This window comes from Paracoccus ravus, assembly GCF_004522175.1.
GTDB classification, from domain to species: domain Bacteria; phylum Pseudomonadota; class Alphaproteobacteria; order Rhodobacterales; family Rhodobacteraceae; genus Paracoccus; species Paracoccus ravus.
This window is the reverse complement of record NZ_SDEB01000004.1, coordinates 207,963-227,008: the sequence shown is the minus strand read 5'-3', so window position 1 is coordinate 227,008 and position 19,046 is coordinate 207,963. Positions and strand designations below refer to the sequence as shown.

Here is a 19,046-nt window from a genome sequence, read left to right as displayed (position 1 = left end):
TCAGCGCCCAGACAATCCGCGCCATCTTGTTCGCTGGGGCCACGCGGACCAGCATCGTCGGCTTCCGCTCCAGCATTCCCGCCAGCCAAGTGCCCGGGCGCGCCGACGCGTGGCAATGGCGCTTGATGATGACGCTGTTGGCACCGATGATCAGCAGACGCCTCAGCGAGCGCTCGCCCATCTTTGTCGTGGCCCCGAGCCTCTGCTTGCCGCCTGTCGAGTGCTGCCTGGGGGTGAGCCCAAGCCATGCCGCGAAGTCTCGGCCCTTGCGAGACATTTCCGGTGGCGGCGCCAACGTGGCGATGGCCGTGGCGATCAACGGGCCGATGCCCGGGATCGTCATCAGGCGCCGGGCGACGGCGCTCTCGCGGGCGCGGCGGCCGATCTCGGCGTCCAGCGTCTCGATTTGCTCGTCGAGCTGGGCAAGCGTTGCAGTCAGGACCGTCAGGGAGGCCCGGGCCGAGGCGGGCAGGCCCGTTTCCTCGTCCGCGACAAGGGCAACCAGGTGCCGGGTATTTGTCGCACCCTGAGGCACGACCCAGCCCTATTCGGTGAGCTGTCCGCGAAGCGCGTTGATGGCTTGGCTGCGCTGCCGGATGGGCAATTCTCGGACGCGGAAGACGCTGGCCGCCCCTTGCGTTTCCTCGCTTTTCACGGGCACGAAGCGCATGTTCGGTCTCTGCGCTGCCTCGCAGATTGCCTCGGCGTCGGCCGCATCATTTTTTTTGCCGCTTGATGAAGGGCTTCACATAGGCGGGCGGAATGAGCTTAATGTCGTGGCCGAGCTTGGCCAGCTCCGGACCTCAGAAATGCGCGCCGCCGCAGGCTTCCATCGCCACCGGGCAGGGCGACAACTTGGCGAAAAACTCAAGCGCCTGAGCCCTTCCGAGCTGCTTGCGCAAGAGCGCACTGCCTTTGCTGTCAGCACCGTGGACCTGAAACACATTCTTCGCCAGATCCGGTCCGACCGTGATAATCTCCGACATGACCGCCTCCCAATATGGATTGTTGCGATCCCACCTTGGCACGTCGATGCCGGCGGGGGGCGGTTACACCATCAAAGCCGGGTATACGCCAAAAACGAAAACGCCGGGCGCGCGTGGCGGCCCGGCGTCTGTCTCTCTGGCGAAAGGCGGCCCTGCCTATTTCTCGGGGACCAGCCCGCGCGGCGCGAAGCGCAGCACCAGAAGCAGCGTCAGGCCCATGGCGACAAAACGCATATGCGGGGCGCTGGCCAGCAGGTGATCGCGGAAGGCCCCATCGGGCAGTGGCGCCGTGATCAGGTTCATGAGTTCCGGACCCCAGACCTCGGCCTTGATCCAGAGGAACCAGATCAGCACCGCGCCAAGGACCGCGCCCCAGTTATTGCCCGATCCGCCGACGATCACCATGACCCAGACAAGAAACGTATAGCGCAGCGGGTTGAAGCCGCCCGGAGACAGAAGCCCGTCCAGCGTCACCATCATCGCGCCCGCAAGCCCGATCACCGCCGAGCCGATGACGAAGATCTGCAGGTGGCGGCCCTTGATGTTCTTGCCCATGGCGCTCGCGGCGGTCTCATTGTCGCGGATCGCGCGCATCATCCGACCCCAGGGCGATTTCAGCGCAAGCTCGGCCAGCAGGATCAGGCCCAGAAGCACGGCTCCGAAGAGGCCCGCGTAAAGCAGCTTGACCCAGATCGCCGAGGCGGTCGAGGGATCCATCCCCCATTCCGCCGCCTTGGCGACGAAGCCCGGATCGTTCTGCAGGTCCAGCTCATAAGGGACAGGACGCGGAATGCCCGACATGTTCTTGACGCCGCGCGCGAGCCATTCCTCGTTGCGCAGCACGGCGACGATGATCTCGCCGATGCCCAGCGTCGCGATGGCCAGATAGTCCGAGCGCAGACCCAGCGCGACCTTGCCGACACCCCATGCGGCGGCGGCGGCGAAAAGCGCTCCGACCGGCCAGGACAGCAGGACCGGCCAGCCAAGCCCGCCAATATTGCCCGCCGAAGCAGCATTATTCGCCTCGATCGCCACGACCGCAGGGTCAAAGACCGCGCGATACAGAACGAAGCCCAAAAGCAGCACCAGCGGCATGGCGATGAGGTTCAACGGTGCTTTCACGCGTTTCCAGATCTGCGTGGCCAAGGCCAGCGTGCCCAGTCCCACGGCCAGCGCCAGCAGGACACGCGGACCGCCTGCGGCCCAGGCGCCCTCGACCGGAGCGGTCGAGACCAGCACCGGACCCAGCGCGCCAAGCGCGAGGAAGCCCACAACGCCCGCATTGAAAAGGCCCGCATATCCCCATTGCATGTTCACGCCCAGGGCCATGACAGCGGAGATCAGGCCCATGTTCAGGATGGCCAGCGCCGAGTTCCAGCTGCCCGAGAAAAGCGCGTTGCTGGTCGTGCCTTCCAGCACGAAAAGTGCTGCGATCAGCAGGAAGACCACCGGAGCGTGCCAGCGGCTCGAGGCGTCGGCTTGACGAGTATTCGACATGTTTCAGCCCCTCCCGTTAGTAGGCTTTGCCGCGGAACAGGCCGGTGGGCCGGAACAGCAGGACGACGATCAGGATGACGAAGCTGACCGCGAATTTATATTCGGTGGACAGAAGTTGCAGCAGACCCTCGGGCTGGAAGCCCAGATAGGTCGCGATCTTTTTCCACGGATAGGTCACCGCGACTTCCGAGAAAGCGACGATGAACCCGCCCGCGACTGCGCCGAGCGGGCTGCCAAGACCACCCACGATGGCCGCGGCAAAGATCGGAAGCAGGATCTGGAAGTAGTTGAAGGCCTTGAAGCTCTTGTCGAGGCCGTAAAGCGTTCCCGCTGTCACGGCCAGCGCGGTCGCGATGATCCAAGTCAGGCGCACGATACGCTCGGGGTCGATGCCCGAAAGCAGCGCGAGATCCTCGTTATCGGCATAGGCGCGCATCGCCTTGCCCGAGCGCGATTTATTCAAGAAGCGGAACAAAGCCCAGCAACAAAGCGCGGTCACGACCAGCGTCAGGGCTTGACTGAGGCGCAGGGCCAGACCCTCGGTCAGACCGGTCCAGGCCTTGAAGTCCTGCACGCTGATCAGGAAGCGCGCGCCGTCGTCAAAGCGGATCTCATCGACGCCGATCAGCAGGCGGGTCAGGCCGTTCATCACGAACATCACGCCGACCGAAGCCATGACCATGATGATCGGCTCGGATTTCTTCTTGCGATAGAAGCGATAGACCACGCGATCCGTGCCGAGAACAAAGACCGAGCACAGCACGATGCCGATGGGCAGTGCCAGCAGGGCGACGGGCAGCGGTCCAAGGCTGATGCCAAGCGCCTGCAATCCCCAGGTGACAAGGATCACCAGACCCGTGCCGAAGGCCATGGTGTCGCCATGCGCGAAGTTCGAGAAGCGCAGGATGCCATAGATCAGCGTCACCCCGAGCGCACCGAGCGCGAGCTGCGCGCCATAAGCGGCGGCGGGGATCACCACGAAGTTGAGGATGGCCACGAGGGCGTTCAAAAAGTCCATGTCAGCCCCCAAGGAACGTGCGTCGGACCTCGGGATCGGCCATCAGGGCCTTGCCAGAGTCGGTGTAGCGGTTCGTGCCCTGCACGAGGACATAGCCGATATCGGCAATTTCCAGCGCCTGACGGGCGTTCTGCTCGACCATCAGGATCGAGATGCCGGTGCGGGCCACCTCGATGATGCGGTCGAAAAGCTCGTCCATGACGATGGGGCTGACGCCCGCGGTAGGCTCGTCCAGCATCAAAAGGCGCGGCTTGGTCATCAGCGCACGTCCGACGGCGACCTGCTGGCGCTGACCGCCGGAAAGTTCGCCCGCATTCTGCTTGCGCTTGTCGGCGACGGCGGGAAAGAGGTGATAGACCTGCTCGATGGTCTCGCGGTAATCATCCGTCCGGATGAATGCGCCCATCTCGAGGTTTTCCTCGACCGTCATGGTCGGGAAGATATTGTGGGTCTGAGGGACGAAGCCCATGCCTTTGTGGACCCGCTGCTGCGGCGTCAGGCCGGTGATGTCCTCACCGCCCAGTTTCACCGAACCTTCGCGTAGGTTCAGCATGCCGAAAACGGCCTTCATCGCGGTCGATTTGCCAGCGCCGTTCGGGCCGACGATCACGGCGATCTGGCCTTGGTCCACGGTCAGCGTGCAGCCGTTCAGGATATCGGCCTTGCCATAGCCGCCGCGCATCGCGCTGGCGGAAAGATAGGGTTCAGCCATCACAGATCTCCCGCGGGCTTGCCGTCGCCGCCAAGGCCCGCCTCGGCCCCGAGGCCGGGCTGCGCGCCATGGCTCTCGCCGAAGCTGGTCTCTTCGGCGACTTCCGCCGCCACCTTGTTCTTCAGGCCGGTGCCCAGATAGGCCTCGATCACGGCCTCGTTCTGCATGATGCTCGAGGCCGAGCCCTGCGCCAGCACCTTGCCCTGCGCCATGACGATCACCGGGTCGCAAAGGCGGCCGATGAAGTCCATGTCATGCTCGATGACGCAGAAGGTATAGCCGCGCTCCTTGTTGAGGCGGACGATGGCATCGCCGATCGTCCCCAGCAGGGTGCGGTTCACGCCCGCGCCGACCTCGTCGAGGAAGACGATCTTGGCATCGACCATCATCGTGCGGCCCAGTTCCAGAAGCTTCTTCTGGCCGCCCGAGAGATTGCCCGCCTTTTCATCCGCGACATGGGTGATGGTCAGGAATTCCAGAACCTCATCCGCCTTCATGCGCAGCGCACGCTCTTCCTCGCGGATGCGGCCGCGGCGGAACCAGGTATTGGCGAGGGATTCGCCGGTCTGCGCGCCGGGAACCATCATCAGGTTCTCGCGCACGGTCATCGACGAAAATTCATGGGCCAGCTGGAAGGTGCGCAGCAGGCCCCTATGGAAAAGCTGATGCGGCTTGAGGCCGGTAATGTCCTCACCATCCATGATGACGCGACCGGAGGTCGGCGGCAGCACGCCAGCGATGACGTTGAAAAGCGTGGATTTCCCTGCGCCGTTCGGGCCGATCAAGCCGGTAATCGAACCGGTCTCGATCGTCAGGCTGGCCCCGTCAACGGCGCGGAACCCTCCGAAATGGCGGTGCAGGTCATGGACCTGAATCATGTAGTCTCCCCATTTCTTCGCTGTTTCCGCGAAGATTGCCCCATGCGGGGTAGTGATATTAGTCAAATATAGCAGGCAAAAAGGCCCGGATCGAATCCGGGCCTCTCCGCATCAGGCGAAACGGATCAGCGATAGCCGATGACGTTGAGCTTGCCGCCCTTGAAATCGACCTCGCGATAGACGCCGGCGCTCTCGCCCGGCTCGACCAGCTCGACCGAGGTCGCGCCGACATAGTCGACGTCCTGGCCGGCAGCGATCAGTTCCAGGGCCTTCGCCAGCTCGCCCGGATAGATCTTCTCGCCCGGAGCGTTGGCGACGTCCATCACCTTGTCCTTGTAGACCTTGGCGTCGGTCGACTTGGCCGCCTGCATGGCCAACATGATCAGAGCGCTCGAATCGTAGGATTCACCGGCATAGGCCGAGGTGCCGTCGAAGCCGGCGTCCTTGGCCAACTCGGCGAACTTGTCATGGCCTTCACCCTCGGCCGAGGGGTTCTGGCCGAACGAGGTCTCCAGCTGGTCGCCGAATTTCTCGACCAGCGTGTTGTTCACCATGCCGTCGGGCAGGACGAAGGTCGAGAAGGCGCCGGTGTCCAGCGAGCCCTGGATCACGCCCGAACCGCCCTGGTCGGCATAGCCCGCAACGACCAGCGCGTCGCCACCGGCAGCAGCCAGCGCCGCGACTTCGGCCGAGTAATCGGCCTTGCCGTCGTCATGCGCGGCGACGATGGTCACGGCGCCGCCCTTGGCCTTGTAGGAATTCGCGAAGCTATCCGCGAGGCCCTTGCCATAGTCGTTGTTGGTATAGGTGATCGCGACCGACTTGATGCCTTTTTCCAGCACGATATCGGCCATGACTTCGCCCTGACGCGCGTCCGAAGGCGCGGTGCGGAAGAAGAAGCCCTTGTCGTCGATCGTGGACAGCGCCGGCGAGGTCGCCGAGGGCGAGATCATCACGATGCCGTTCGGCACGCCGACCTTTTCCAGCGAGGCGATGGTTTCGCCCGAGCACATGCCGCCCATGATGCCCTTGACGCCTTCGCTGACCAGGCGCTCGACCGCCGCGACCGAAGCTGCCGCATCGACGCAGGTATTGTCCGCGACCGCCGAGGACACCGTGGACCCTTCGAGAAACTTGCCGCTCTCCGAAACTTCCTTGATCGCCAGTTCCGCGCCTTTTTGCATCGCCGGAGAGATCGATTCCAGCGGCCCGGTCAGACCCAGCGAAATGCCCAGCTTGATCTCATCCGCGCCCGCAGCCCCCGCGAAAACCGCCCCGGCAACACTGGCCAGAAGAAGCTTTTTCATTGTCCGTCTCCCTGTTGGACTTTTCTTCTGTGGGGCAAGCTATAATCTCGACGCGGAAAAGAAAAGTGCGCAACTGCGGCAAGCATGCAAACTATCTGCGCAAATTTTACGCGACAAACGAAAGGAAATGCCCGCGATTCGAGCGCGGCGCGGATTCACCCGCTTTCCCTTGACTTTGGAGAGCCGCTAGAGTCCCAGCCGATCGCGCAGGGAATACCAGGACATACCCGCCACGAGCATCGGCCAGCGCAGCATCGCGCCGCCCGGAAAAGGTCGGGAGGGCAGCGCCGCCATGGCATCGAAGCCCTCGGAGGCACCCTGCACCGCCTGAGCCATCAGTTTCCCCGCCAGCGTCGCAAGGGCAAGGCCGTGACCCGAATAGCCGCTGGCGGACAGGCAATTCGGCGCGGGGCGGATAAAGCAGGGCATCCGGTTCATGGTAATCGCCAAGGTCCCGCCCCAGGCATGGGTGAAATCCAGATCCGCGAGGCCGGGATAGATCTCTAGAAGCGGGGTGCGGACCTTGGCCGCGATATTCGTGGGAAAGGCGTAGCTGACATTCTCGCCGCCGCCAAAGATTAGCCGCCCCTCGGGGTCGATCCGCCAATAATTCACGACGAATTTCGTGTCATGGACGGCAATGTCCCGCGCCAGAACCTCGGCGCGCCTCGGGCCAAGGGGCTCAGTCGCGACGATGAAATTGTTGATCGGCATGACCCGCGCTGCGACGCGCGGTTCCAGATCGCCAAGATAGCCATTCGCCGCGAGGATCAGGTGGTCGCAGCGCACCCGACCCTGTGCCGTGCGCAGAATGGTCGGATCCCCTGCCCTGACGCCATGCTCCAGCCCTGTCACTTCGGAAAGCTCATGGATCCGGGCCCCGGCCGCCTCGGCCAGCCGGGCCATGCCCAAAGCCAGATTGAGCGGATGCAGATGCCCCGCCCCGTGATCGATCTCTCCCGCGAGATATGCGTCCGAGGGAACCAGCGCGCGGAATTCCTCCCGATCCAGCGCCTCGATCCGGTCATAGTCATAGTCTCGCGCGAGTTTGTCGATCATGCGCCGGGCATGGTCGAACTCGTCCCGCTTGCGAAAGGCATGCGCGACGCCGTCCGCCACCGGAACCCCCGCCCGCGCGGCCAAGTGGCGGGTCAGGGCCTTGGCCTCTTCGGCGAGGTTCCACAGACGCCGCGCGGCGTCTTTCCCCGCCATCTTCTCAAGCTCGTCCACCTCGAGACGCTGGCCCGAGCCCAGCTGCCCGCCATTCCGCCCCGATGCCCCGAAACCCACGCGATGGGCCTCGAGAAGGATGACGCTGCGGCCCGCCTCGGCAAGGTGCAATGCGGCGGAAAGACCCGTGTAACCCGCCCCGATGACGACGACATCGGCCCGCGCCTCGCCGACCAGCGCGGGAAAGGGGTTAAGCGGGTCGCGTGTCGCGGCGTAAAGGCTGGGGGGATATTCCCCCAGCCGGTCGTTGGCATGGAGCAGGTTCATACGTTCAAGAGCAGGTGCTCCCGCTCCCACGGGCTGATGACCTGAAGAAACTCCTTGTATTCATTGCGCTTGACCGCCTGATAGACATCAATGAACTCAGAGCCCAGCACCTCGCGCATCGGCTGGCTCTCATCCATCAGATCCAAAGCATCGCCCAGATTATAAGGCAACTCGTCCTGCGAGATATAGGCGTCGCCCAGACATTCGGCGCGGGGGTTTTCCTGCTCGAGAAGGCCCAGATAACCGCAGGCAAGGCTCGCCGCGAGACCCAGATAGGGGTTGCAATCCATGCCCGCGAGCCGGTTCTCGATCCGCCGCGCCTCGGGACCCGAGATCGGCACGCGCAGGCCCGTCGTGCGGTTGTCCCTTCCCCATTCCAGATTGATGGGTGCCGCGAAATCAGGGACATAGCGGCGGTAGCTGTTGACATAGGGTGCCAACAGCGCGACCGCAGCGGGCAGGTGCTTCTGCATCCCGGCGATGAAATGCATGAAGGCCGGGGTCTCGCTGCCCTGCCCGTCCGAAAAGATGTTCCGCCCGGTCTCGAGGCTCACCACTGAATGGTGGATATGCATGGCGCTGCCCGGCTCATTCTCGATCGGCTTGGCCATGAAGGTGGCAAAGCAGTCGTGGCGCAGGGCAGCCTCGCGGATCAGGCGCTTGAAGTAAAAGATCTGATCCGCCAGATGCACCGGATCGCCATGGTTCAGGTTGATCTCGACCTGCCCCGCGCCGCCCTCTTGCAGGATGCCGTCGATCTCGAATCCCTGCGCTTCGGCGAAATCGTAGATGTCGTCGATGACCTTGCCATATTCATCCACCGCCGACATGGAATAGGCCTGTTTCGCGGCGGCGCGGCGGCCCGAGCGGCCCATCGGCGGGATGATCGGCTGGTTCGGGTCGATATTGCGTGCGACGAGAAAGAATTCCATTTCCGGCGCGACGATCGGCTTCCAGCCTTTTTGCCGATAAAGCTCGACCACGCGCTTGAGCACGTTGCGCGGCGCGGTCGGGACCGGATCGCCGGATTGCGTCGAGACGTCATGGATCACCTGCAGCGTCACATCGGCCGTCCAGGGCGCGGCGGTCGCCGTCGAGAAATCCGGCGTCAGGATCATGTCCGGCTCGGTAAAGGCCCCAGAGGGATTGTCGGCCCAATCGCCGGTAATGGTTTGCAGAAAAATCGAATTTGGCAGGTAGAAACGTTCCTGATGCGCAAATTTCGAGGCCGGCATGGCCTTGCCCCGCGCCACCCCTGCAATATCGGCAACGATACATTCGATCTCGTCCAGCCGACGTCCCGCGACGTAATCCTGCGCGGCCTGCGGCGCATCCTCAATCCAATGCGGTTTCATGCGGCACCCTGTTCGCGCGCGGCCGCGCGAGGGGCCTTGAAAAACACTTCGATCCGGTCAGCGATGCTGGCGGATTGCAACGGAACGCCGATGCGGGCGCGCGCGGTGTCCAGCACCGTCTCGGGGACGATGCCTTTTGCGCGGGTCTCGATCAGACCTTCGACGAAATCGTCGCGAAACTCGGGATGAGCCTGGACCGTGAAGGCACGGTCGTCATAGACCAGCGCCGCATTCTCGCAGAATTCGCTTGAAGCGGCGACGCGGGCAGCCTCGGGACGCTCGACGACCTGATCCTGATGCCAGGCATTCAGCGTGATCCGCTCGCCGTTGAAATCGTATTCCTGCGGGCCGACCGACCATCCGCCGGCATATTTGCGGACCTTGCCGCCAAGCGCCTGAGCGATGGCCTGATGGCCGAAGCAGATCCCCACCAGCGGCACATGCGCGGCATAGGCACGGCGGATGAATTCCTCGAGCGGGGGAATGAAGGGGTGATCTTCGTAGACGCCGTGTCGCGAGCCGGTCAAAAGCCAGCCTTCGGCGTCATGGATGCTGTCGGGAAATTCCATCTTCTCGACGTGGTAGCTGGAAAATTCGAAACCGCGCCCGTCGAGCAGCTTTTCGAACATGTGGTCGTAATCGCCTAATTCGCCACGAAGAGTTTCGGGCGATTGTCCGCATTTCAGAATGCCGATACGCATGATTGGCCTGTTGATTGTCCGAATCCAAGCGTAGTCGCGCGGCCGGGTGGGAACAAGTCCCCCCTTCCTGATCGGACTGGCGGTCGCGCGAGCGCCGCGCTACGGTCCCGGGAAAATCCAGAGGAGGAAAGGAAAGCCGATGCCCGGTCTTCGCCCTGATGTCGATCCCGATGGCCTGCAGGAATTCTCGGTGGTCTTTACCGATCGTTCGCTGAACCACATGTCGCAGAAATACCAGCAGGTGATGCGCGACATTTCCGCGACCCTGCGCGAGGTCTACAAGGCCGAGGCCGTGGCGCTCATCCCCGGCGGCGGAACCTGCGCGATGGAGGCCGTCGCCCGCCAGTTCGGCCGCGATGCCCATGCGCTGATCGTGCGGAACGGTTTCTTCAGCTTCCGCTGGAGCCAGATCTTCGAGATGGGCGGCTTTGCCCGCGAGACGACCGTGATGATGGCCCGCCCGCAAGGCAATGAGCCCCTGCCCCCCTTTGCGCCCGCCCCGATCGACGAGGTGGTGGCCAAAATTCGCGAAACCCGCCCCGATGCGGTCTTTGCACCCCATGTCGAGACCGCTGCCGGCATGATCCTGCCCGACGATTATATCCGGGAGATGGCCGAGGCCGCGCATGAGGTCGGCGCGCTGATGGTGCTGGATTGCATCGCCTCGGGTGCGATCTGGGTCGATATGGAAGCCACGGGCGTGGATGTGCTGATCTCGGCCCCGCAAAAGGGCTGGTCGGCCTCGCCTTCGGCGGGCATGGTGATGCTTTCGGCCCGCGCCGCCGGGCGGCTCGAACAGACCGTGTCGAACAGCTTCGCGCTGGATCTGAAGAAATGGCGTGCGATCATGCAGGCCTATGAGAATGGTGGTCACGCCTATCACGCGACCATGCCGACCGACGCTCTTCTGGGGCTGCGCGAGGCGATGGACGAGACCCGAGAACTGGGCTTCGATGCCGCATGTGACGCGCAATGGCGGCTGGGCAATGCCGTTCGCGCCGAACTGGCGCAGCGCGGGTTGCGTTCGGTCGCAGCAGAGGGCTATGCCGCGCCGGGGGTGGTGGTCTGCTATACCGAAGACCCGGACATCCAGAACGGACGGAAATTCCTGGAAAACGGTTTCCAGATCGCGGCCGGCGTTCCCCTGCAGGTGGGCGAAAGCGACGGGTTCCGCAGCTTCCGGATCGGGCTTTTCGGGCTCGACAAGCTCAAGGATGTCGAGGGCACCCTCGCCCGCCTGAAGGCGGGCCTCGACGCCGCCCTGCGTTAGGATTCCTCGCCCGGGATGGCCAAACTGTCCCGGGCGCAGGTCTGGTTGATCCGGTCAGACCGCGCCGAATGCGTTTTCCAGAATCTCAACGCGGCCGAACCGATCGACCAGCGCGAGATCGAAGCGCATCGGCGTCATCAGGCCCGCCGGCAGGTCGGCACAGAATTCCTGCGCCGCCAGAGTGATGCGCCCGATCTGCAATCGCCCGAGCCTCCGGGCTGCCAGATCATGCGTCGCCGCTTTCTTGACCTCGACGAAAATGACCTCGTCCTTCCCGCGGAAGATCAGGTCAATCTCTCCGGCCGCGCCGCGCCAGCGCTCGGCCAATGCCTCATGCCCGGTGTCCAGATATGCCCGGCTGACCGCATCCTCGGCCATGCGCCCGGCGGAGCAGGCGACAAGCCCGCGTGACGTCCTTTGACTGGAGCCTTGGGCAGCGGGCAGCCCGATCACGACATTTCCTTTTTCATCGCCACCGCCAGCGCATAGATTTCGCGACGCGGCAGATCGAACCGCGCCGCAACCTGGCTTGCCGCCTCTTTCACCGGCATGTCGCCCAGCAACCCGGCCAGGGCCGCGCGCAGGTCATCCTCGCCGATTTCGCGCGGCTCGGGATGGCCGAAAAGCACCACGACTTCGCCGCGCAAACCCTCTGCCGGGATCTGATCGCGCAACTCGGCCACGGTTCCACGCATCACCTCTTCGAATTTCTTGGTCAGTTCCCGGCAGATCACGGCCGTCCGGTTCGGCTCGGTTTCGCAGATATTCTCTAACAATTGCCTAACGCGTCTGGGGCTTTCAAAGCAGATCACCGTCGCCTCGACGGATGACCAGCTTTCGACCCATTTCCGCCTTGCCCCTGCGGCCGAGGGCGAAAACCCCACGAAAAGAAAGCGGTCGCTGGGCAGGCCCGAGACGCTGAGACCGGCCAGCGCCGCCGAAGGTCCGGGCAAGGCGCGCACGGTCAGACCGGCCTCGGTCACCTCGCGCGCCAGCCTGTAGCCCGGATCCGCGACCAAAGGCGTGCCCGCATCCGAAGCATAGGCGACCGAGAGGCCCTGTTCGAGCGCGTGAAGGATCGCCGGTTTCGCGCGTTCGGCATTGTGATCGTGATAGGCGATCATCCGGCGCCCCCGCAGCGGGATGCCGTGGATATCCAGCAAATGGCGTAGATTTCGCGTATCCTCGGCCGCCAATACATCGGCGGTGTTCAGCACGTCGAGCGCCCTGAGCGTAATGTCGCGCGCGCTGCCGATCGGGGTCGCCACGAGGAAAAGCGCGACCTCGGGCGCGCGGTCCGAAATCGTGAGCGCGATGCTGCGCGGCCCCATGCCCGATGCCTGTCCGGTTTCGCTCATCTTGCTTTCCTTTGCGCCTGCCCGGATCCGGCCGGGTCCGTTGCCAACCCCCGGATATGCCAATAACCTGTCATGGTTAATACCTCAGCTCGCAGGAACAGGGAATCACGCCATGACCGTCACGACAATCCGGCGCGGCCGCGTCGATCTGCGCCGCCTGTCCGCACGCATGACCGCCTTTGCCTCGGCGCTTCTGCTGGCCGCATGTCAGCCCTTCGAGACCGGTGTTTCCGGCGCATCGACCGGCCAGATGATCGACCCGTCCCAGCCCGTTCAGGTCGCCCTGCTCGTTCCCGGCGGCACCGGCAGCGCCGATATGGACTGGCTGGCGCGTTCGCTGACGAATTCCGCCAAGATGGCTGCCGCCGACGCCCAGGGCGCGACCATCGACCTGCGGATCTATACCGCCAGCGCCGATCCCGCGGCTTCGGTCGCGCAGGCCAATCAGGCGGTCGATCAGGGCGCCAAGATCATCCTCGGCCCGCTTTTCGCCGATGCCGCGAATGCCGTCGGGCTGGCCATGGCGCCGCGCGGCGTGAACGTGCTGTCCTTCTCGAACAATTCCGACATCGCAGGCGGCAATGTCTTTGTTCTGGGCAATACCTTCGCCAATACCGCGAACCGGCTTGCAGAATATTCGGTCAGGAACGGCAAGCGCCGCATCCTCGTCGTGGCCGAGGACGATGCCGCGGGCCAGATTGGCTCACGCGCCATTCAGGCGGCGGTGCAGCGCAATCGCGGTGCCGTCGCGGGGATCATCAACCATCCGCTTTCGCAAGAAGGCATTGACGGGATCATCCCCGGCGTGACCCAGACCACCGCCGCGGGCAATGCGGATGCGATTTTCATGACGGCCAATCAGGGCGCGGTCCTGCCCTATCTGACCGATGCTCTGGCCAATGCCGGGATCACCTCGTCGACGGTGCAGCTGATGGGCCTGACGCGCTGGGACCAACCGGAATCGCGGCTTGGCCTGCGCGGCGTTCAGGGTGGCTGGTTCGCCATTCCCGACACCCGGATGCGTGGCCAGTTCGAGCAACGCTACCGCGCCGCCTATGGCGAGGAGCCCCATGAGCTGGGCTCGCTGGCCTATGACGGCGTTGCCGCCATTGCCTCGCTTGTCCGCGCCGGGAAACGCAATGCGCTGACGACCGCCGGCCTGACGCAGAACTCGGGCTTTGCCGGCGTGAACGGCGCCTTCCGCCTGCGGCGCGACGGCACGAACGACCGCGCGCTGTCGATCGCGACGATCCGTAACGGTCGGGTCGAGATCCTCGACGCCGCGCCCCGTGGCTTTGGCGGGATCGGGTTCTGATCTTGGACGACGCGACCACCGAAAGACTGCCCCAAAGCGCCCCGGCCCTGCCCGGGGCGCATTCCCTGTTCGCCCCCGAGGAATTCCTGCCCTGGCTCAGCGAAGCGCTGGCCGAGGCGGCCGATGCGCGCGAGATACGCCGGCGCACGGTCTCGATTCTGGCCGAGGCGCGCGCCGCCGCGCTGGCCGATATCGTGGCCGGCTTTCGCTCGCATCCCCGCGCCGCGCGCGAGACGGTGCGCGCCATCGCCAGCCTGACCGATGCCACGGTCGTGGCGATCCATCATGTCGCCACCACGATCCTGCATCCCCAGACCAACCCGACCGATGCCGAGCACCTCTCGGTGCTGGCGATCGGGGGCTATGGCCGGGCCGAGATGGCCCCGCAATCCGATGTGGACCTGCTGTTCCTTACGCCGTGGAAGATCAGCGGCTGGGCGGAAAGCGTGGTCGAGTCGATGCTCTACATGCTTTGGGATCTCAAACTGAAGGTCGGCCAATCCACCCGCTCGATCGATGATTGCCTGCGGCTGGGCGCGGGGGACATCACGATCCGGACCAGCCTTCTGGAACATCGCCTCGTCTGCGGCTATGCGCCCACGGCAGAGACGCTGCGCGAAAGGCTCTGGGGCGAACTGTTCGAGAGCAGCATCCCCGAATTCATCGAGGCCAAGCTTGCCGAACGCGCCGAACGCCATCGCCGTCAGGGCGGCCAGCGCTATGTGCTCGAGCCCAACGTGAAAGAGGGCAAGGGCGGCTTGCGCGACCTGCAGACGCTCTACTGGATCGCGAAATACATCCACCGCGTGGACCGCGCGGTCGAACTGGTCGATCTGGGCTTTTTCACCAAGGAAGAGCATCTGACCTTCTGGCAGGCCGAGGATTTCCTCTGGGCGGTGCGCTGCCATCTGCATCTTCTGGCCGGGCGTCCGAGCGACCAGCTGACTTTCGACATGCAGGTCGAGGTTGCCCGCGCGATGGGCTATCGCGATCAGGGCGGCCGCCGCGCGGTCGAGATCTTCATGCAGGAATATTTCACCCATGCCACCCGCGTGGGCGAATTGACCCGTGTCTTTCTTGTCGCGCTCGAGGCGCGCCATCTCTACAAGGCCCCGCTGCTCAACGGGCTGTTCGGGCGGCGCAAGCGGTTCAAGCCCGGCTTCCGGATGGATCGCGGGCGGCTGAACTATGTCGATGAAAAGCAGTTTCTGGCCGATCCGCTGAACATCCTGCGGCTCTTCGAAGAGGCCCTGCGCACCGGCATCCTGCTGCATCCCGACGCGATGCGCGCCGTGGCCGCGAATCTGAGCCTGATCGACGACCGCGTCCGGCAGGACCCCGAGGCCGTACGGATCTTTCTGGGCCTGCTCTTGCAGCACGGAAACCCGGAACGCTCGCTCAGGCGGATGAATGAACTGGGCGTGCTTGGGGCCTTCATCCCGGAATTCGCCCCGGTCGTCGCGATGATGCAGTTCAATGTCTATCACCATTACACGGTGGACGAGCATCTCATCCAATGCGTCGCCGCGCTTTCCGCGATCGAGCGGGGCGAAGAAATCACCGACCTGCCCACCGTCAGCCGGATCATGAAAGGCAAGATCAACCGCCGGATCATCTATCTGGCGGTGCTCTTGCATGATATCGGCAAGGGCCGGGCCGAGGATCATTCGATCCTGGGCGCGCGGCTGGCGCGGCGGATCTGCACCCGTTTCGGCCTTGATCCGGACGAGACCGAGACCATCGAATGGCTGATCCGCAACCATCTGCTGATGTCGGACGTGGCGCAAAAACGCGACATCTCGGACCCCCGCACGCTGCGCGACTTTGCCAAGCTGGTCAAGACGCGGACCCGGCTCGACCTGCTGACCGTGCTGACCGTCTGCGACATCCGTGGCGTCGGCCCGGGCACCTGGAACAATTGGAAGGCCGTGCTGCTGCGCCGCTTGCATGGCGAGACCGATCTCGCCCTCAGGAACGGGCTCGAAGAACTGAACCGCGACCGCCGCTCGGGCGAGGCCAAGCGCGCGCTGCGGCATCTGCTCTCGGCCAAGGGCTGGGAGCCCAAGGCAATCAAATCCGAGTTGGGCCGCCATTACGAGAATTACTGGCCCAGCCTTCAGACCGAGACGCAGTTCATCTTTGCCGATCTGCTGAATGGTCTTGGCGATGACGAAATCCGGATCGACCTGCATCAGGATGTGGACCGCGACGCGACCCGCGCGGCCTTCGTGCTGACCGATCATCCGGGGATATTCTCGCGCCTCGCCGGGGCGATTGCTCTGGTCGGGGCGAATATCGTCGATGCCCGGACCTATACGACCAAGGACGGTTTCGCGACCGCGGTCTTCTGGATGCAGGACCGGGACGGCCATCCCTATGCGGCCGAACATCTGCCGCGCCTGCGCAAGATGATCGAGCGCACGCTCAAGGGCGAGGTCGTCCCGCGCGAGGCCCTGGCCGGGCGCGACAAGCCCAAGAAACGGGACAGCGCCTTCCGCTTCCCGACCCATGTCACCTTCGACAATGAGGCATCCGACGTCTATACCGTCATCGAAGTCGATACCCGCGACCGACCCGGCCTGCTTTATGATCTGACCCGGACTTTGGCCGAGAACCATATCCAGATCTCCAGCGCGGTGATCGCGACCTTCGGGGCGCAGGTGGTCGATACCTTCTATGTCAAGGACATGTTCGGGCTGAAGCTGCACCAGCAGCACCGCCGCGACGCCTTGTCCAAGAAACTGCAACAGGCGATCAAGGACGGGGCCGAGCGGGCAGAAAAGGCCGAGCGCACCCTTGGCGGCTCGTTCTGAGATCACGGAAAGACATTCATGCAACCGATCAGATTAATCCGGGGCTTCCTCTCGGTGGGGGCCTGGACGCTGGCGAGCCGCGTCGTGGGTTTCGTCCGCGACGTGATGATCGCGGCCTATCTGGGCACCGGCCCGGTGGCGCAGGCCTATCTGGTGGCCTTCACCCTGCCCAATATGTTCCGCCGCTTCTTTGCCGAAGGGGCGTTCAACACGGCCTTCGTGCCAATGTTCGCCAAGCGCCTCGAGGCGGGCGACAACCCGCGCGGCTTTGCCGAAGAGGCCTTTTCGGGCCTTTTCTCGGTGGTGCTGGTGGTGTCGCTCATCGCGCATCTCGCCATGCCCTGGCTGGTTCTCGCCATGGCGGCCGGTTTCAGGGGCGACGAGCGTTTCGATCTGGCGGTGGTCTATGGCCGGATCTGCTTTCCCTATATCCTGTTCATCTCGCTGACCGCGCTCTTGTCGGGGCTGTTGAATGCGGGTGGCCGCTTCATCGCCGCTGCCGCCGCGCCGGTGCTGATGAACTTCATCCTGATCGCCGCGATGCTGATGGCGGATCATTACGGCTGGGACATGGGCAAGGCCATGGCCTGGTCCACGCCGGTCTCGGGCCTGGCACAACTGGCGACGGTCTGGTGGGCCGCCAAAAAGATGGGCTTTCCGCTACGCCTGCGCCGACCCCGACTGTCGCCAGACATGCGCCGCCTTCTGGCCGTCGCCGCCCCCGCCGTTCTGGCCGGAGGCGTCGTGCAGATCAACCTGCTGGTCGGGCGCCAGGTCGGTTCCTTCTATGACGGCGCGATCGCCTGGCTGACCAATGCCGACCGCCTGTATCAACTGCCGCTGGGAGTGGTTGGCATCGCGATCGGCATCGTGCTGCTGCCGGACATCTCGCGCAGGCTCAAGGCCGGAGACAGCGATGGCGGACGCCATGCCTATAATCGTGCCGCCGAATTCGCCCTGTTCCTGACCGTACCCGCCGCCGTGGCGCTGGTCATGGCGAGCTATCCGCTGATCTCGGTCCTGTTCAAGCGTGGCGCGTTCCTTGAGGCAGATGTCGGCCCGACGGCACTGGCGCTGGCGATCTATGGGCTGGGCCTGCCCGCCTTCGTGCTGCAAAAGGTCCTGCAGCCCTTGTATTTCGCGCGCGAGGACACGCGCAGCCCGTTCCGCTTTGCCGTCTGGTCGATGGTAGTCAATGCCGCCGTGGCTTTGGGTCTGGCCCCCATCATCGGTTTTTCGGCAGCGGCTTGGGGGACGACCATTGCGGGTTGGACGATGGCGGCGCAGCTCTGGCGCGGCACGCAGGGTTTCGGCGAGGCGGCTGCGCTGGACGCAAGGCTCAAGCATCGCCTGCCGCGCATCATCCTGGCCTCGGGCGTGATGGGGGTTGCGATCTGGGGCATGATGGCCCTGCTCGGAGAGATGCTCTACCAGCCGCATCAGCGCTATCTGGCCCTGGCGCTGCTGGTGGTGGCGGGGATCGCGGCCTATGGCATTGCCGCGATCCTTCTGGGGGCCTTCCGTCCCGCGGATCTGAAGGCAGGGTTGCGCCGTCAGCGCTGACGGATCTGGCGCATGACCCGGGCGACCCCGCCCGGGATCAGCACGAAGGACATGAGAAACCCGGTGGCAAAACCCGCGATCTCGGCGATCCAGGTCTTGCTGCCGTCCTGAAACAGAATGCCAAAGACCAGTTGAAAGGCGAGCAGCATCCCGATCAGGGTAAAGGCCCGCATCCGGTTCGCGTTCTCCTGCCCGAGCCGGGTCCAGAGCAGGAAGGTAAAGGCCCCGACCAGCCCATAGACCGCCGGATAGCCGCCGATCAGCGGCTGGAAACGGAATTGCGGCAAAAGCCCCGCGACCAGCGTATAGACCAGCGCGCCCCCGATGGCCGAGCCGAAAAACAGCGCCGCCACTGCCCAGGCGCGGAACTGGCTGGCCACCAGATTGCCGAGTGCAAGACAAAAGACGATGACAAAGATCGCATGGGTCAGCGACAGATGGACAAAGGGATAGCTCAGGATGCGCCAGCTCTGATCCCAGATCAAAACCCGCATCTGCCAGAGTTGCAGCATCATCTCGGGGATATAGGCGGTGCGCTCGGCCGCGACCTGCCGCATGGCAAGCCCGGCCCCCGGCCCGCCTCCGCCCGCAAGGCCCAATTGCCCCAGCCCAAAGACCGCTTCGCAGGCGATCATCGGCAGGACCAGAGCCCAGACCACGGCGGGAACGGGGTTCAGCGGGGATTCATCGTAACCGGGACGCATGCTCTACCTTCTCTCTGAGCGGGCGGTTGCGCCCGGACGGGTCAAGGGGTAAGCCAGCCTCCGGGAATTTCC

General features: G+C 64.3%; 15 protein-coding genes and 1 pseudogene. 4 read left to right on the top strand and 12 right to left on the bottom strand.

Translation table 11 applies throughout. The features are described from left to right. From ESZ60_RS05525 to ESZ60_RS05485, 9 genes and pseudogenes are all read right to left on the bottom strand, one after another. Positions 1-986 (bottom strand): annotated as a pseudogene (locus tag ESZ60_RS05525) (IS110 family RNA-guided transposase); the annotation flags it as partial. 156 nt (positions 987-1,142) lie between these two features. Continuing rightward, entirely contained in the window at positions 1,143-2,483 is a 1,341-nt protein-coding gene (locus ESZ60_RS05520) for a branched-chain amino acid ABC transporter permease (RefSeq protein ID WP_134679420.1), read from the bottom strand. 16 nt (positions 2,484-2,499) lie between these two features. Then, positions 2,500-3,501, bottom strand: coding sequence for a branched-chain amino acid ABC transporter permease (locus ESZ60_RS05515; RefSeq protein WP_134679419.1), 1,002 nt, complete (start codon positions 3,499-3,501; stop codon positions 2,500-2,502). Between the two features lies 1 nt (position 3,502). Then, positions 3,503-4,213: an ABC transporter ATP-binding protein gene (locus tag ESZ60_RS05510; RefSeq protein WP_134679418.1), complete on the bottom strand. Its 711-nt coding sequence runs from the start codon at positions 4,211-4,213 to the stop codon at positions 3,503-3,505. Further along, positions 4,213-5,091, bottom strand: a complete 879-nt coding sequence (locus tag ESZ60_RS05505) for an ABC transporter ATP-binding protein (RefSeq protein ID WP_134679417.1) — start codon at positions 5,089-5,091, stop codon at positions 4,213-4,215. The genes ESZ60_RS05510 and ESZ60_RS05505 overlap by 1 nt, the downstream gene beginning before the upstream one ends. A 125-nt stretch (positions 5,092-5,216) precedes the next feature. After that, positions 5,217-6,398 (bottom strand): ABC transporter substrate-binding protein, encoded by a 1,182-nt coding sequence (locus tag ESZ60_RS05500; RefSeq protein ID WP_134679416.1) that lies wholly within the window; start codon positions 6,396-6,398, stop codon positions 5,217-5,219. A 186-nt stretch (positions 6,399-6,584) separates the two neighbouring features. Next, on the bottom strand, positions 6,585-7,895 hold the full coding sequence (locus ESZ60_RS05495; protein WP_134679415.1) for an NAD(P)/FAD-dependent oxidoreductase: 1,311 nt from the start codon (positions 7,893-7,895) through the stop codon (positions 6,585-6,587). Next, positions 7,892-9,250, bottom strand: a complete 1,359-nt coding sequence (locus ESZ60_RS05490) for a glutamine synthetase family protein (protein WP_134679414.1) — start codon at positions 9,248-9,250, stop codon at positions 7,892-7,894. Before ESZ60_RS05490 ends, ESZ60_RS05495 begins: the two co-directional genes overlap by 4 nt. Beyond that, entirely contained in the window at positions 9,247-9,951 is a 705-nt protein-coding gene (locus tag ESZ60_RS05485; RefSeq protein ID WP_134679413.1) for a type 1 glutamine amidotransferase, read from the bottom strand. The genes ESZ60_RS05490 and ESZ60_RS05485 overlap by 4 nt, the downstream gene beginning before the upstream one ends. Before the next feature lie 139 nt (positions 9,952-10,090). Between ESZ60_RS05485 and ESZ60_RS05480 the strand changes: the two genes are divergently transcribed. Next, on the top strand, positions 10,091-11,221 hold the full coding sequence (locus tag ESZ60_RS05480) for an aminotransferase class V-fold PLP-dependent enzyme (RefSeq protein ID WP_134679412.1): 1,131 nt from the start codon (positions 10,091-10,093) through the stop codon (positions 11,219-11,221). A gap of 54 nt (positions 11,222-11,275) precedes the next feature. Here the strand turns inward: ESZ60_RS05480 and ESZ60_RS05475 are convergent, their stop codons facing one another. Both ESZ60_RS05475 and rsmI read right to left on the bottom strand, forming a co-directional pair. Continuing rightward, on the bottom strand, positions 11,276-11,674 hold the full coding sequence (locus ESZ60_RS05475; protein ID WP_425331302.1) for a YraN family protein: 399 nt from the start codon (positions 11,672-11,674) through the stop codon (positions 11,276-11,278). Then, positions 11,671-12,579, bottom strand: a complete 909-nt coding sequence (gene rsmI / locus ESZ60_RS05470; RefSeq protein WP_134679411.1) for a 16S rRNA (cytidine(1402)-2'-O)-methyltransferase — start codon at positions 12,577-12,579, stop codon at positions 11,671-11,673. Before rsmI ends, ESZ60_RS05475 begins: the two co-directional genes overlap by 4 nt. 112 nt (positions 12,580-12,691) lie before the next feature. On the opposite strand from rsmI, the gene ESZ60_RS05465 reads away from it, so the two are divergent. From ESZ60_RS05465 to murJ, 3 genes are all read left to right on the top strand, one after another. After that, on the top strand, positions 12,692-13,894 hold the full coding sequence (locus ESZ60_RS05465; RefSeq protein WP_134679410.1) for a penicillin-binding protein activator: 1,203 nt from the start codon (positions 12,692-12,694) through the stop codon (positions 13,892-13,894). Positions 13,895-13,959: 65 nt separating this feature from the next. Next, on the top strand, positions 13,960-16,707 hold the full coding sequence (locus tag ESZ60_RS05460; RefSeq protein WP_425331305.1) for a [protein-PII] uridylyltransferase: 2,748 nt from the start codon (positions 13,960-13,962) through the stop codon (positions 16,705-16,707). Between the two features lie 18 nt (positions 16,708-16,725). Continuing rightward, positions 16,726-18,270: a murein biosynthesis integral membrane protein MurJ gene (gene murJ, locus ESZ60_RS05455; protein WP_134679408.1), complete on the top strand. Its 1,545-nt coding sequence runs from the start codon at positions 16,726-16,728 to the stop codon at positions 18,268-18,270. Here the strand turns inward: murJ and ESZ60_RS05450 are convergent. Continuing rightward, positions 18,261-18,974, bottom strand: coding sequence for a rhomboid family intramembrane serine protease (locus tag ESZ60_RS05450; protein ID WP_134679407.1), 714 nt, complete (start codon positions 18,972-18,974; stop codon positions 18,261-18,263). The genes murJ and ESZ60_RS05450 overlap by 10 nt on opposite strands. Positions 18,975-19,046: the final 72 nt, after the last annotated feature.

What these genes read in the sequence shown, in the direction of transcription:
- rsmI (WP_134679411.1), bottom strand. Translation starts at nt 12,579, where the DNA reads ATGAGCGAAACCGGACAGGCATCGGGCATGGGGCCGCGCAGCATCGCG.
- ESZ60_RS05495 (WP_134679415.1), bottom strand. Translation starts at nt 7,895, where the DNA reads ATGAACCTGCTCCATGCCAACGACCGGCTGGGGGAATATCCCCCCAGC.
- murJ (WP_134679408.1), top strand. Translation starts at nt 16,726, where the DNA reads ATGCAACCGATCAGATTAATCCGGGGCTTCCTCTCGGTGGGGGCCTGG.
- ESZ60_RS05465 (WP_134679410.1), top strand. Translation starts at nt 12,692, where the DNA reads ATGACCGTCACGACAATCCGGCGCGGCCGCGTCGATCTGCGCCGCCTG.
- ESZ60_RS05510 (WP_134679418.1), bottom strand. Translation starts at nt 4,213, where the DNA reads ATGGCTGAACCCTATCTTTCCGCCAGCGCGATGCGCGGCGGCTATGGC.
- ESZ60_RS05500 (WP_134679416.1), bottom strand. Translation starts at nt 6,398, where the DNA reads ATGAAAAAGCTTCTTCTGGCCAGTGTTGCCGGGGCGGTTTTCGCGGGG.
- ESZ60_RS05505 (WP_134679417.1), bottom strand. Translation starts at nt 5,091, where the DNA reads ATGATTCAGGTCCATGACCTGCACCGCCATTTCGGAGGGTTCCGCGCC.
- ESZ60_RS05520 (WP_134679420.1), bottom strand. Translation starts at nt 2,483, where the DNA reads ATGTCGAATACTCGTCAAGCCGACGCCTCGAGCCGCTGGCACGCTCCG.
- ESZ60_RS05450 (WP_134679407.1), bottom strand. Translation starts at nt 18,974, where the DNA reads ATGCGTCCCGGTTACGATGAATCCCCGCTGAACCCCGTTCCCGCCGTG.
- ESZ60_RS05515 (WP_134679419.1), bottom strand. Translation starts at nt 3,501, where the DNA reads ATGGACTTTTTGAACGCCCTCGTGGCCATCCTCAACTTCGTGGTGATC.
- ESZ60_RS05480 (WP_134679412.1), top strand. Translation starts at nt 10,091, where the DNA reads ATGCCCGGTCTTCGCCCTGATGTCGATCCCGATGGCCTGCAGGAATTC.
- ESZ60_RS05485 (WP_134679413.1), bottom strand. Translation starts at nt 9,951, where the DNA reads ATGCGTATCGGCATTCTGAAATGCGGACAATCGCCCGAAACTCTTCGT.
- ESZ60_RS05490 (WP_134679414.1), bottom strand. Translation starts at nt 9,250, where the DNA reads ATGAAACCGCATTGGATTGAGGATGCGCCGCAGGCCGCGCAGGATTAC.